The 14,192-nt window shown below is 56.6% G+C and carries 10 protein-coding genes; 7 read left to right on the plus strand and 3 right to left on the minus strand.

All coding sequences use genetic code 11. From position 1 onward, the window contains the following. Positions 1-192 precede the first annotated feature (192 nt). Together EXR36_00005 and gyrB are read left to right on the plus strand one after the other, a co-directional pair. Positions 193-1,296 carry a DNA polymerase III subunit beta gene (locus EXR36_00005; GenBank protein ID MSQ58065.1) on the plus strand — a complete coding sequence of 368 codons (1,104 nt, stop codon included), beginning with the start codon at positions 193-195 and terminating at the stop codon, positions 1,294-1,296. A gap of 25 nt (positions 1,297-1,321) precedes the next feature. Next, positions 1,322-3,712, plus strand: a complete 2,391-nt coding sequence (gene gyrB, locus EXR36_00010; GenBank protein ID MSQ58066.1) for a DNA topoisomerase (ATP-hydrolyzing) subunit B — start codon at positions 1,322-1,324, stop codon at positions 3,710-3,712. Here gyrB and EXR36_00015 read toward each other — a convergent pair. The 3 genes from EXR36_00015 to EXR36_00025 all read right to left on the minus strand — a co-directional run bounded on the left by EXR36_00015 (position 3,709) and on the right by EXR36_00025 (position 8,604). Next, positions 3,709-6,264 (minus strand): DNA topoisomerase III, encoded by a 2,556-nt coding sequence (locus EXR36_00015; protein MSQ58067.1) that lies wholly within the window; start codon positions 6,262-6,264, stop codon positions 3,709-3,711. The two genes, gyrB and EXR36_00015, sit on opposite strands and share 4 nt — an antisense overlap. Positions 6,265-6,365: 101 nt before the next feature. After that, positions 6,366-7,460 carry a DNA-protecting protein DprA gene (dprA, locus tag EXR36_00020; GenBank protein ID MSQ58068.1) on the minus strand — a complete coding sequence of 365 codons (1,095 nt, stop codon included), beginning with the start codon at positions 7,458-7,460 and terminating at the stop codon, positions 6,366-6,368. 43 nt (positions 7,461-7,503) lie between these two features. Continuing rightward, on the minus strand, positions 7,504-8,604 hold the full coding sequence (locus tag EXR36_00025; protein ID MSQ58069.1) for a LysM peptidoglycan-binding domain-containing protein: 1,101 nt from the start codon (positions 8,602-8,604) through the stop codon (positions 7,504-7,506). 118 nt (positions 8,605-8,722) lie between these two features. On the opposite strand from EXR36_00025, the gene def reads away from it, so the two are divergent. The 5 genes from def to EXR36_00050 all read left to right on the plus strand — a co-directional run bounded on the left by def (position 8,723) and on the right by EXR36_00050 (position 14,192). Beyond that, positions 8,723-9,226 carry a peptide deformylase gene (gene def / locus EXR36_00030; protein ID MSQ58070.1) on the plus strand — a complete coding sequence of 168 codons (504 nt, stop codon included), beginning with the start codon at positions 8,723-8,725 and terminating at the stop codon, positions 9,224-9,226. 7 nt (positions 9,227-9,233) lie between these two features. Further along, positions 9,234-10,169 (plus strand): methionyl-tRNA formyltransferase, encoded by a 936-nt coding sequence (locus tag EXR36_00035; protein ID MSQ58071.1) that lies wholly within the window; start codon positions 9,234-9,236, stop codon positions 10,167-10,169. A gap of 6 nt (positions 10,170-10,175) precedes the next feature. Next, a complete protein-coding gene (gene rsmB, locus EXR36_00040) occupies positions 10,176-11,447 on the plus strand; it encodes a 16S rRNA (cytosine(967)-C(5))-methyltransferase RsmB (GenBank protein ID MSQ58072.1) in 1,272 nt (423 codons plus the stop codon). Beyond that, complete coding sequence (locus EXR36_00045) at positions 11,344-12,003, plus strand: DUF4390 domain-containing protein (GenBank protein MSQ58073.1); 660 nt, start codon at positions 11,344-11,346, stop codon at positions 12,001-12,003. The genes rsmB and EXR36_00045 overlap by 104 nt, the downstream gene beginning before the upstream one ends. Positions 12,004-12,128: 125 nt before the next feature. Then, on the plus strand, positions 12,129-14,192 hold the full coding sequence (locus EXR36_00050; GenBank protein MSQ58074.1) for a HAMP domain-containing protein: 2,064 nt from the start codon (positions 12,129-12,131) through the stop codon (positions 14,190-14,192).

The raw sequence follows: 14,192 nt of genomic DNA on the forward strand, positions 1-14,192 counted from the left end.
CTGCGAGCGTAATGGAATTCTAAATCCCTTTGAGAAGTTATCCTCAACGCTACGCCAAACTCCGACAAGCTATACACACTTCTCATTGTCTGCCACACCAACACTGGCGGGGCTCAACGCAAATACCCACAGAGAAGCGATGGCTTAGTAGTTATAGATTTATAAATCTTTAAATAATTCTTAATAGTAACTATGCAAACTATTTTTTTATCACGAAATGATTTGTTGGCGCCGGTTCAGGCTGTAAGCGGGGCCGTAGAACGGCGCAATACATTGCCAATCCTGGGAAATCTGCTCCTGGAAATTCAAAACGGTGATCTAAGCGTTACCGCTACAGATCTTGAAATTCAGGTAACGGCAAGAGCAAAGCTAGCATCGGCAGAACCTTTGACTGCAACCGTGTCCGCGCGAAAATTACAAGAGATTCTGCGATCACTGCCAGAAGAAACTACCGTCGGGATCGAGGTCGCGGAGAGTAAGTTCACCTTGAAATCCGGCCGCAGCCGCTTCAATTTGCAAGCGTTACCGGCAAAAGATTTCCCGAAGCTTTCGCAAACCGAGGCACCAGTCGCGGAGTTTAAGCTACAGCAGCGACAGCTCAAGGAGATTCTTCAGGCGGTGCAGTACTCGATGGCTCACCAGGATATTCGATACTATCTCAATGGCTTACTTGTTTCTCTCACACAAGAAAAACTTGTTGCCGTGGCCACTGATGGTCATCGCTTGGCCTATACGGATTTCAGTCCCCGGGAGCCACTACCTACCACGGAGGTAATTCTACCCAGGAAGGCGGTGAGCGAAATCGTGCGTTTGCTATCGGATTCCGACACAGAAGTCGTCGTTAGTATTCGAACAGGCCAGGTTGGTATACGTTTCGGAGAGATTGAATTTGCTACCAAAGTCATCGACGGAAAGTTTCCCGATTACAACAAAGTCATTCCCACCGGATACCAAAAGACCATTTCTCTGGACCGCGGGGAACTCCTACATGCTCTGCAACGCGCTGCAATCCTATCGAACGAGAAATTCCGGGGTATTCGCTGGATCGTGACGGATAACACTCTGCGCATACTCTCGGCGAATGCAGAGCAGGAGGAAGCTCAAGAAGAGCTACCGGTCGAATACAACCAAGCTCCTCTCGATATAGGATTCAATGTGGGCTACCTTCTGGATGTCCTTCTCAACACAAAGTCGAAGACAGTGGATTTCTCCTTCGGCGATTCCAACAGCAGCATGTTGGTGACGATACCGGGCGATACTTCCTTCAAGTATGTCGTTATGCCCATGAGAATCTAACTCCACAAAAAGGCCACACCACCCGATGTCGGATTACAACGCAGGTAGCATCAAAGTTCTGAAAGGTTTGGAAGCCGTTCGCAAACGCCCAGGAATGTATATCGGCGATACCAGCGATGGCACCGGTTTGCATCATATGGTCTTCGAGGTGGTCGATAACTCCATCGACGAGGCGCTAGCTGGTTACTGCGACGAGATCAAAGTAACGATCCATAGCGACAATTCCATCAGCGTGACTGACAACGGAAGAGGCATTCCCACCGATATCCATCCTTCTGACGAGGCAAATCGGTCGACCGCCGAAATCGTGATGACCGTATTGCACGCGGGCGGCAAATTCGACAGCGATTCCTACAAAATATCGGGGGGATTGCACGGTGTGGGGGTTTCGGTCGTAAACGCGCTGTCCGAAACCCTAAAACTCAGTGTGCGCCGGGATGGCCAGCACCATTCCATGGGATTTCGAGACGGCGATCCCGTGGCTCCGCTAAGGGTGGTGGGCCACACAGAGCGGCGCGGCACCGAAATACACTTCAAACCCAGCGCGGAAGTGTTTGGCACGGTCGAGTTTCACTACGACATTCTAGCCAAGCGCCTGCGCGAGCTGTCGTTTCTCAATAACGGCGTGCGCATAGATCTTATAGATCAACGTAACGGTAAGGAAGAAGTCTTTCAGTATGCCGGCGGGATCAGGGCTTTTGTGGAGTACATCAACCGGACCAAGACCATATTGCACCCGCAGATTTTATATGCGACTCGAGAAAAAGATGGTGTTGGCGTTGAAGTCGCGATGCAGTGGAACGATTCCTACCAGGAATCCGTGCTCTGTTTTACCAACAACATTCCTCAAAAGGACGGTGGTACCCACCTCACGGCGTTAAGAGCGGCGATGACGCGTACGCTCAATCAGTACATCGAGCAGCAAGAGGTAGCGAAGAAAGCCAAAGTGGAGACTACCGGCGAGGACATGCGGGAGGGCCTTACGGCGGTGTTGTCCGTGAAGCTCCCCGATCCAAAGTTTTCCTCGCAAACCAAGGACAAACTCGTTTCATCCGAAGTGCGGCCGGCCATCGAGGAATTCGTGACGGATGCCCTCATGGCCTTCATGTTGGAGAACCCTCCAGCGGCTAAAGTGATCTGTAGCAAAATTGTCGATGCGGCTCGAGCACGAGAAGCCGCGCGCAAAGCGCGCGACATGACGCGCCGCAAAGGCGTCATGGATGGATTTGGACTACCTGGAAAATTGGCCGATTGCCAAGAAAAAGATCCCGCTCAGTGCGAGTTATATTTGGTCGAAGGAGATTCCGCTGGTGGTTCAGCCAAACAGGGTAGAGACCGGCGTTTCCAGGCAATCTTGCCGCTTAAGGGAAAAATTCTCAACGTGGAGCGTGCAAGATTTGACCGGTTGATTTCCTCACAAGAAATCGCCGCTCTCATCACGGCCATGGGAACGGGCATTGGCAAGGAAGAATTCAAGATCGAGAAACTACGCTACCACCGCATCATCATCATGACCGATGCGGACGTAGATGGCTCCCACATTCGCACACTTCTTCTCACCTTCTTCTACCGGCAAATGCCCGAACTGGTCGAAGGCGGGCATATCTACATTGCGCAGCCGCCCCTTTACCGGGCAAAGCACGGGAAAGAAGAGCGATACCTCAAAGACGATCACGAGCTCAAGGAACATTTGCTCAAGATCGCACTGAAAGAAGCCGTGCTATACCACGCTCCTGGCCATTCCGGAATGGAAAGCGATACTCTGGCTCATCTCGCTCGAGAGTTTATTCTTGCCGAGGCGGTCATTGAGCGCTTATCAAGGCGGCTGGACAAGGATGTCTTGCAGGCGCTCATGGAAAGCGAGGATGTGGACTTATCGAGCCAAGAAAGAACCCAGGAAGCCGCGGAAAGATTGCAGAGCGCGATAGCAAATCCCGCAATTAGCATCAGTACGCGTTTCGACGAAAGCAACGAGACCTATGCACTGCTCGTACGGAAAGTTCAACATGGCAACGCCCGGTCTTTTCTGATCAACCGGGATTTCGTGGAAAGCGGCGATTACCTCCAAATGCGAAAGGTCGGAAAAATGTTGATTGGCTTGGTGCAAGAAGGCGCCAAAGTCACTCGCGGCCAAGAGGAGCAACCGGTGGGCACTTTCCGCGAGGCACTTAATTGGTTACTTGACCAAGCGCGAGCGGGCATGGCAGTACAGCGGTACAAAGGCCTGGGCGAAATGAATCCAACGCAACTGTGGGAAACAACCATGGACCCGACAGTTCGCCGTCTTTTGCGAACCCAGATCGAAGATGCGATCGCCGCGGACGAAATCTTCACGACCTTGATGGGCGATGTGGTGGAGCCACGCCGGGCCTTTATCGAAGCAAACGCATTGGGGGTGCGCAACCTCGATGTCTAAGCGGCTTTGCGGCGGCTCTTCGTCACGGGTTCGCTGGTCTCTTTGGTAGCTTTGGAACGCAAGGTTATCTCCGCACCAGGTTTGGCGGCTTTTTTCGCTGGTTCCTTAGCCGCCCGCGCCTGAAACTCGAAGGTAATCTTGCCTCCAGCGCCCTTAACCAAGAAAGCTTTGAAGGGCCGGCCCTTCTTGGAAATGAACCGGGTGAATAAATCCGTGCGTCCTTCCTTGAGGAGCTTTTCCATCTGCGTGCGTGCGATCTCTTGCTGAAGAATAATTTTCCCCGAGCGAAAATCGCAGCGCTTCACGGGTGTGTTCTCGCATAGATAACTCATGCCATGCTCATAGACGGCAGCACTGCATTTTGGGCAGCTTCCCAAGGGCTGTTGGCAGGAAAAATCCATGTCCTCGCCACCGTCGCCCGCATCGTTTTGCCCGAAATCGAATTCCAATTTGAAATTTCCGGTCTCGGCATCGGACACGATGCGCAGAATCGCGGCGAAGGGCCTGCCTATCTTGGAGCGAAAGCCCTGCAACGGCCCGAGCTCTCGTTTGCTTAGCAATTCTTCCACTTCGTCCATTTCGAACTGCCGGCTGGCTGGAGTTTTGGTGATCGAGAATTCGCATTTTTCGCAAGCGAAGCGCCGGTAGTTTTCTTTCACCGTTCCCTTGCAATGGGGGCACTTGGTCTTCAGCGTTGCGTAGTCGCCGGGAATGGTATCGCTATCGTATTCCTTGGCTCGCTTGACGATCTGAGCGGCGATTGCGGCGATCTCCTTCATGAACGTTTCACGCTTGAGTTTGCCGCGTTCCATCTGGGCAAGCTTGTACTCCCACTCCCCCGTGAGCACGGGTTGCGTCAGTTCCGCGACGCCGAGGCCGTGCAACAAAGTCATGAGCTGGAAAGCCTTGGCCGTGGGAATGAGTTCGCGTCCCTCTCGCAATAGATATCGCTCGGTGATTAAACCTTCGATGATTGCCGCGCGTGTCGCTGGCGTACCTAAACCCTTCTGAGCCATGGCTTCGCGCAATTCATCGTCCTCGATCAACTTACCCGCACCCTCCATGGCCGAGAGCAAGGTTGCCTCTGAATAACGGGCCGGAGGCCTGGTTTGCAGGCCAGATGCTTCGATCGCCTGGGTGAGCGCAGCTTCGTTCTTCTTCACTTCCACCAAGTTAGCATCTTCGCCCTGCACCTCCTTGCCGTAGATCTCCAGCCAGCCTGGCATTACCAGAACTTTACCCTCGGTCTTGAAGAGATGCTTCTGAACGGCAGTGATACGAGTCGTGATGAGATGTTCGGCGGCCGGGAAAAAGACGGCTAGAAAGCGCCTGGCGATCAGGTCGTAGATCTTGCCTTGAATCTCGTTCAAGCTCTTAGGGACGTCCGGTGTCGGGATGATGGCGAAGTGATCGCTAATCTTGGTATTGTCGAAGATGCGCTTATTCGGTTTTACCCAACCCTGCTTTTGGATCTTGGCGGCGAAACGCTGGAAGTTTTGGTTGCCTCCCATGGAAGAAAGCGTTTGCTTGACCGTCTTAATATAATCTTCCGGGAGGTGCCGGGAGTCGGTTCTCGGATAGGTAACCGCCTTGTGTTTTTCGTAGAGCTCTTGTGCGATGGACAAGGTGGTCTTGGCGGAAAAACCAAAACGCCCGTTGGCTTCGCGTTGCAATGAAGTCAAGTCATAGAGTAAGGGCGAGAGTTGAGTAGAAGGTTTCGATTCCTCGCTTACGGTACCCGTCTTGCCCTCGCAGGCCGCGACGATGGCCGAGGCTGCTTTCAATGACCAAAGCCGGTTCTCTCTGCGTTCCGAGTCTTCGTCATCTTTCTTGAACTTCGGATCGAACCAGCGGCCTTCGTAGACTCCAGCCTTGACGCCGAAGGTCGCGCGTACTTCCCAATAGTCGCGAGGCACAAAAGCCTTGATGGCCTTTTCGCGGTCCACAACTATGGCTAGCGTCGGTGTTTGTACGCGACCGACCGTCGTCAAGTAGAAACCACCACTCTTGGAGTTAAAGGCAGTCATGGCGCGCGTGCCGTTGATGCCTACGATCCAATCGGCCTCCGATCTGCTGCGAGCCGCATTCGCAAGAGGCTCCATTTCCTTGCCGCTGCGAAGCGCCTTGAACCCGTCGCGAATGGCGGCCGGTGTCATGGATTGCAACCACAAGCGCTGAATAGGTTGCTTGGCGTTGGCGTTTTGCGCGATCAAGCGGAAAATCAACTCCCCTTCTCGGCCGGCGTCGCAGGCGTTAATGAGTTCAGTTACGTCCTTGCGCTTGATGAGCTTGTTGAGCAGGCGAAGACGGCCTTCGCTCTTGGCTATGGGTTGTAGCGAAAACTTACCTGGTATGACGGGGAGATGGGTGAAGGTCCATTTACCCCGCTTGGGATCGTCTTCCGCGTACATCTCCAACAGGTGGCCAACGGCGGATGACAGCACATAACGCTCGGCTTCAAAGTATCCGTCGTGCTTGGAAAACCCGCCCAAGGCCTTGGCTATGTCGTTGGCAACAGAAGGTTTCTCGGCAATGATTAGAGCTTTGGCCATGGAGAGAAGAAATGTCGAAGTTCGGGTCCGGTGGGATGCAAAGTCCGGAAAAAGGCGCAGATGATAAGTGCAGCAGCCGCCTCGGCGCAACTTTCGCTGCGTTAGCCGGTGCGCTGGTAGAGGCCGCCAGGTAGAGTCACGATGAGTCCTGCTAGCTCCAATTGGAGTAACTGCGCGCTCAATTTATCGACCGCCAGCCCGGACCGGTCGCACAGGCTGTCAAGATCCACAGGATCGTACCCAACGACCTTTAGAAGGGCTTCATCGTCATCCGATAATACTTCTCGGTGTGTACCTTCTTGGTTCGGCCCCGGCGTGCCCCATCCCAGTTCCTCCAGCACGTCGCGCGCGGTCTCCACCAATTTCGCCCCCTGCTTGATAAGCGCATGGCAGCCTTTCGACAACGGAGAATGAATGGATCCGGGAATCGCGAATACATCCCGGCCTTGTTCCCCCGCGAGCCGCGCCGTGATAAGGGAACCGCTACCAATGGCGGCTTCCACCACTAGACACCCCAAGGACAGCCCGCTTAGGATGCGATTGCGCCGGGGAAAATTCCCCGCGACGGGCGGCGTGCCCAGGGCAAACTCCGAAAGCAATAGGCCATCCGCCGCAATCATTCGCGCAAGATCGCGGTTGCGGGCCGGATAGACGCGGTCGAGCCCGGTCCCGACCACGGAGATCGTGGAGCCGTGGCCCTGCAAGGCACCGCGGTGAGCGCAGGCATCGATGCCAAGCGCCAACCCGCTCACGATGGTCAAGTTTGCGTCGCTCAGGGCTTGCGCAAAGCCCACAGCGTTCTTTTCGCCTTGTGCGGTGGGATTGCGGCTGCCGACGATGGCTAGCTTCTCGCAAGCCAGTAGTTCCCTTCGGCCCATGGCGTAGAGCAGTGCCGGGGCAAGGCTTATTTCCTTCAGCGCGGATGGGTAATCGGAGGACTGAAGGGTTACCAGAAAGCGATCCGGAGCTTTCAGCCAGTCCAAGGACTTGGCCAGCAATACGGGGTCGCAGCCCTCTTGCAGTGTCGCGGCGGCGGCCGCTCCTATGACAGCGGATGCTTGGGAGCGTGAAGCCTTAAGAACCGCCTCCGGAGAACCGAAGGCGGCGAGTAGTTTCTTGAGCGGGCTAGGCCCCAGGCCCTCTACTAAAGAGAGTCTTAACCAATCTTCGTTACGCGCCGCGGAGTCGTCGCTCAGGGGTTATGCACCACGTCGTTGATATGGACTGGCCGGGAAGCGCTCAGCACGAGAGCGTAGGACATGCGAGGAAATACCCGGAAGACCATCGCCACACCGTAGCGCTCCTGGGCAAACGAAGAGTCCTGCCGCTATTGGCCGCCCTGACCGCCCCTTCGGAGTGAAACAATCCTAGCACGTGTCCCACATCCAGTTCGTCACGTCCGCCGCAGTTTAGCACCACAACCGAAAGCGGGGGAATTTCCCCAACGGATCCATCAGCGCCGACCACCACTTTTCCGCGAATTGGCTTGACTGGTGAGCGCGGTATGTAAGGGAGCGCGGAGGCGGGGAGGGCGACCGCCAGGCGGTCGCCGGAAATGATCTCTTGCTGCGATTTGGTGATCGTTCCCGCGCTCACATCGCCAAAACTATCCACTTCGAAATTTCCCAGATATATGGCCTCGTAACCCAACAGTTCCTTCGTATCGGGGTCTTCGAACCGGCGCCCCGGCCGGTAAACAGTCCAACGCCTCCCGTCGTTCTTCTTTACGCCTTCAGCATATACCGTATGTCCCGACGCCGCTATTACCCTTCCATCCGCCTGGGCGACAATGCGTGGCGCCCGCTTGACGGCTTCGGGATCCACAAGCAGTGCTTTGGACAAGAAGGGCTCGATGAGCCTGGGAGAAAGGGTAGGAATGGGCGCCGCGGAAAGATCCTGAGTGCGGATCTGAGGAGATAGCTTATCCGCGCCTTTCCAGCGTGATTCCGGAGACAGCGCGGAGGGCATGGTCCCATTTTCCGTCATTCCCTCCAAGCGTAGGCGGGGCGTGGCACCGGTCAAATCGAGGATGATGACATCGCCGGGGTATATGAGATGCGGATTCTTGACGTAGTCCTTGTTGATGCCCCACACGTCAGGCCAGCGCCAAGGATTTTGCAAGAAACGCTCGGAAATGCTCCATAGCGTATCTCCTTTTTCCACGACATAGCGTGCGGGAGGGTTCTCCTTGAGAGAAGCTTTGTCCTCGCTTTGCGCCGCTGGCGCCGTTGAGGGCCCCTTGACTGCCGCCGCCTCCTCTTCGGACGCCGCCTTCAGCGGCTCAAGCAGGATCCCGGTGGCAAGAAGCACAGCCGATATAATCCGATTCATTGAATGCATGGTTCTTTCATCTGACGTTGTCCCTGCTGCGTTAACGACCGAGCCGGGGCGATACTTTAAGTCCGTTTGTAGCGATTGCCGGTTGGAATCCGGGCAAGGTATCTTTACCTCCTAAAACATGACCCGGCTCAACATCCTGGAATGGCCCGACCCTCGCCTTCATACCGTCGCTGAAAAGGTACGTTTGGTGGATGACCATATCCGCACCCTAGTCAGCGACATGGCCGAAACCATGTACGCTGCACCGGGCGTCGGCTTGGCGGCAAGCCAGGTCGACGTTCACTTGCAAGTCATCGTCATTGATATCAGCGATACGCGGGACGAACTTAATGTCCTGATAAACCCCGAAATAAGCGAAAGCTCGGGGAATGCCGAGTTCGAGGAGGGCTGCCTATCCGTGCCGGGCATCTACGAAAATGTCGTACGGGCCGATAAAATCACCGTTCAAGCGCTGGACCGCGACGGACGACCCTTTACCTTGAAAGCAAACGGACTCCTGAGTGTGTGCATTCAGCACGAGATGGACCACCTGAAGGGAAAGGTATTTGTCGAGTACCTCTCCCGGCTTAAACAACAACGCATCTTGAGCAGGCTCAAGAAGCGGCAGCGGCGCACCGCTTAGCCCGCGAATGCGCCTCGTGTTCGCGGGCACTTCGCGATTCGCCCGCGTGGCATTGGAGGCGCTCACGGGTGCCGGACACGAAATCTGTCTGGTATTGACTCAGCCGGACCGGCCCGCCGGCCGCGGACACAAGCCGGCACAAAGCGAGGTCAAGCAGATCGCCCTAAGGCAAGGCATCGAGGTGTTCCAGCCAGTGTCTCTCAGGGACGAAGGCGCGCAAGCCCGTCTTCTGGAACAAAGGGCACAGGCCATGGTCGTGGCGGCCTATGGACTGATTCTGCCCAAGGTAGTGCTTCGCCTGTTTCCCTTGGGGTGCGTCAACATCCATGCGTCGCTGTTGCCGCGCTGGCGAGGTGCCGCCCCCATACAAAGGGCAATCCTTGCCGGGGACCAGAAGTCCGGTGTATGCATCATGCAAATGGAGGAGGGCTTGGATACTGGCCCGATCCTCCTGTGCCAATCCCTGGTCATCGATGCCAAGGAAACGGGCGGAACGCTCCATGACAAACTTGCCGCTTTAGGGAGTAAGCTCATCGTGCAGGCGCTCTCGAACCTTGAAGCGGGCACGGCAAAAGCGATGCCTCAATCAAACGATGGCGTGACCTACGCCCGCAAGATTTCCAAGGAGGAGGCCCGCATCGATTGGAGTCAAGAAGCGCGTCATATCGATGCGCAAATTCGCGCGTTCGACCCGGTGCCGGTAGCCTTTACGAATCTGGCGGGCGAGCCTATACGAATCTGGCGGGCAAGCGTCGTGAGCGGCGGCTCGGAAGACGCCAAACCAGGGCACATCGTCGCGGCCTCTTCCAGCGGAATCGATGTCGCCTGCGGAAAAGGCGTACTACGCATTCTGGAGCTACAAAAAGCCGGTGGTAAGAGACTTCAGGTGCCCGATTTCTTGCGAGGCCAGGCGGTGCCGGCGGGAAGTGTGTTGGGCAATTGATACTCCATGAGGAAAAACCAGCAGCTTGCTAGCGACATTGTTCTCGCGGTCTTGTCGGGTGAAAGCCTTTCGGATCAATTCTCCCCCCTATGGCGTGCGTATCCGGCTCTTGGCGCATCGGACCGGGGCACCATTCAGGATTTAAGCTATGGCACCTTGCGCCGCCTCGGTGAATTGCAGGCGTATGCCGCATTCATGACTCGCAAACCCATCGCGGACGACCGCGTAAAGGCGCTGCTATGGGTGAGCTTGTACCAGCTGCTTCATACCCGTAACGCGCCTCACGCCGTGGTCAATGAGGCGGTGAACGCCGCGCAAGAGACTGGCCGGCCTTGGGCAAAGCCTTTGGTGAATGCATTGCTGCGGCGGTTTCTGCGTGAACAAACCGGGCTCAAATCTCGTATCTCTTGGACAGAAGAAGCGCTTTACTCCTACCCCTCGTGGTGGATAGAACGGCTCAAGCGTGATCATCCCCAAGACTATGCCCCGATACTCGCCGAGGGCAATCGCCATCCTCCCATGACCTTGCGGGTGAACCGGCGCAAGCAAACCCAGGAGAGCTATCTTGAGAAACTCTCGGAACTGGGCATGGCCGCCACCCCCGTGGGAGAGGCAGGGTTGGTTCTCGGGCAACCTGTGCCAGTGGAGCGGTTGCCGGGATTCGGCGAAGGTTGGGTTTCCGTCCAAGACTACGGCGCCCAACTGGTACCCGCCCTTCTCCAGCCCAAGGATGGCATGCGCATCTGCGACGCCTGCTCCGCACCAGGCGGCAAGACCGCCCATCTGCTGGAGACGGCCGCGGTGCACATGACGGCGCTCGACGTAAGCGCGCAGCGCCTCGAGCGTGTGCGGGGGACTCTGGATCGTCTTGGATTGGATGCTTCGCTTAAGGCGGCAGACGCGGAGAATATTTCCGCCTGGTGGGATGGCGAACCCTACGACAGCGTTTTGCTCGATGCGCCGTGCAGCGCCTCGGGTGTCGTGCGCAGGCATCCCGACAGCAAATGGCTTCGCCGGGACCAAGACATTGCCCAATACGCGCGCCATCAACACCGCCTTCTCGATGCGCTTTGGCGGGTCGTCAAACCCTGTGGTAAATTGCTCTATGTGACCTGCTCCCTATTCAAGGCGGAGAACGAAGACGTCATCGCGCCGTTTTGCGAGCGCACGCGCGATGCGCGCCTCGCGCCCAGCGCATTCCCGTTGGATACCGCCGGACGATGGATGCCCAGTGCCCATAACGATGGTTTCTTCTACGCCTTACTTCATAAGGGCTAAGCCACGCCTCAAAGCGCTCGCGGCTCTGTGCTGCATGCTCTGTTGCTTGCGCGCGGCGTGGGCCGAGGGCATTGTCATCAAGTCCGCCGAGATCCTGCCACAGGAGAATGCCCTCACTCTTAACATAACCTTCGATGTTTCCTTGGGCCATGTTCTGGAAGATGCTCTGACACGGGGTGTTACGTTGAATTTCGTCACCGAGTTCGAGCTGCAATATTCGCGCTGGTATTTCTTCAATTTATGGAACCGGGATGTCGCGGCGTATCGTAGCCAGCAAAAATTGTTCTATAACTTACTGAGCCGCCAGTACCGTTTGAGCGCAGGGGGCTTACATCAATCCTTCGATACCTTGGAAGAGGCATTAGCGGTCTTGGGACGAACGCGCAACCGGCCCATCGCCGCGCGCGACGCGGTTCCTCCAGGCGAGGTCTACATCGCGGGTGTGCGCATGCGTCTCGATACTTCGCAGTTACCCAAGCCGCTTCAGATCAACGCGCTTGGCTCGCGCGATTGGAATTTAGGTTCCGATTGGTACCGCTGGACCTTCAAACCGTGAGCACGTCCTTCAAGAGCTTGAGGAAGCAATTCGCCAGCCGGAGCGTGCAGCTTTTGGTGGCTTTCCTTTTGGGCTTGGGCGTCGTCGTGCTTTATTTGCTGTTGAGTGCCAGCAGCAACACGGCGATGTTCGCGCAAGACCTCCCCGTGCTGCTGGGGATCACGCTTGTGCTGGTGCTGGTGTTAATGGGCCTGGTGGGTTATCAGTTGCTCATTTTGCGCAGACGCCTGCGCGCCGGTTTGTTTGGTTCCAAGCTGGCGTTGCGCTTGGTGCTGCTGTTCGCCCTGGTCGCCGTACTTCCCGGTGCGCTGGTATACAGCGTGTCCGTGCAGTTCCTCAATCGCAGCATCGAATCCTGGTTCGATGTGCGGGTGGACAAGGCGCTTGAAAGCGGACTGCGCCTGGGCCGCACGGTGCTGGAGAATCTTCTGCAAGAACTCACGCAGAAGGCACACAACGCCGCCAACGCCCTAGAGCGTGTATACACGACGCGACACGCCTCGGTCATCAACGAATTGCGCGAGCAAACCGGGGTGCAGGAAGTTGCGCTTTTTCGCTCCGATGGAACCTTGATCGTATTCTCAGGAAGCGAAAGCAGCGGGCTAATGCCGGTTATGCCCAAGGCTGACTCCTTACGCCAAGTTCGCATGATGAAAACCTTCCGGGCCATCGAGTCGGATTCTGGAACGGGTTATCTCTTGCGAGTGGTGGTTCCCGTGGACCGCCCGGGAGATGAAATTCATGCCCTGCAACTCGTGCAGGCCGTGCCCAAAGTATTGGCACGCGACGCCGAACAAGTCAAAGCGATGTACCGCGATTACCAAGAATTGGAACTCTCGCGCACCGGGCTTAAGCGGCTTTATGGTATCTCCCTGACGCTGACCTTGCTGCTTGCCCTGTCCTCCGCACTATTGCTCGCGATTTTATTCAGCGAACGCTTGGCCGCGCCTTTGCGCGCGTTAGCGGCCGGTACGCGTGCGGTGGCGCAGGGCGATTTCACGCTTCGCCACCCCGTTCAGCGCCATGATGAATTAGGCGTGCTGACGGAATCCTTCAACACCATGACTCACCAGCTATCCGAAGCGCAAAGCGAGGTCATGCAAAACCAGGAAGCGTTGCATGCGGCAAAGACCTATCTGGAGAGTATCGTCGACAAGCTATCGGCTGGCGTCTTGTCCCTGGATTCGGAGTGCCAACTACGCTCCTTCAACCCCAGCGCGGCACTGATTCTGGGCGCGGACTTGGGCGCGCTCATAGGGAGACCGCTTTCCCATTGGGGAAGACACGACGAGAAACTGGCGCAAGTCGCGACCGAAGTGAGCCCCCTACTCGACCGCCCCACCGCGGCTTCATGGGAGGCCCAATTCGAGTTCAAGGCCGAGGGCGGCGCTAAAATTCTTCTCGTGCGGGGTTCCAGCTTGCAACCCGGCGGCGGTTACATCGTGGTTTTCGACGACATTACGCGGGTGCTGCAAGCCCAGCGCTATGCGGCCTGGGGTGAAGTCGCGCGCCGCTTCGCGCACGAAATCAAGAATCCGCTTACACCGATTCAGCTTTCAGCCGAAAGGCTGGAGCATAGGCTGGTGGAGAAGCTCGCCGGGGAGGACGCCGACATGGTGCGCCGCTCCACCCGAACCATCGTCAATCAGGTGACGGCGCTCAAGGGAATGGTGGACGCCTTTAGCCACTATGCGCGCGCGCCCGAGATCAAGTTGCAAGCGCTCGATCTGAATTTCCTGGTGCAAGAAATACTGTCTTTGTACGAAGCCAACCGGCCTATCATCGAGCCCCGCCTTGGCGCGGGGTTGCAAGCGGTTATGGGAGATCCCGCGCAGCTGCGGCAAGTGATTCATAACCTGCTGCAAAACGCGCAGCAAGCCGTGGGAGAACAAAGTGACGCGCGAATCGAACTGCGCACCGAAGCCATGCCCGCGGGGGCGCGTATTTGCGTGAGCGACAATGGCCCCGGATTCCCCGCGGAACTGCTGGGGCGCTTATTTGAACCCTATGTGACCACGAAGACCAAGGGCACGGGGCTAGGGCTGGCGATCGTGAAACGCATCGTCGAGGAACATAACGGGCAAATCGAATTGCAGAATCTCCCCGTGCGAGGCGCCTTGGTGCGCGTTACCATACCCTGGGCGCAAGCGCCTGCCCGCGTTGCGGAAATAAAGGCAAGAGCCGGATAA

The sequence above is a fragment of the Betaproteobacteria bacterium genome (genome assembly GCA_009693245.1).
Lineage (GTDB): Bacteria > Pseudomonadota > Gammaproteobacteria > Burkholderiales > SHXO01 > SHXO01.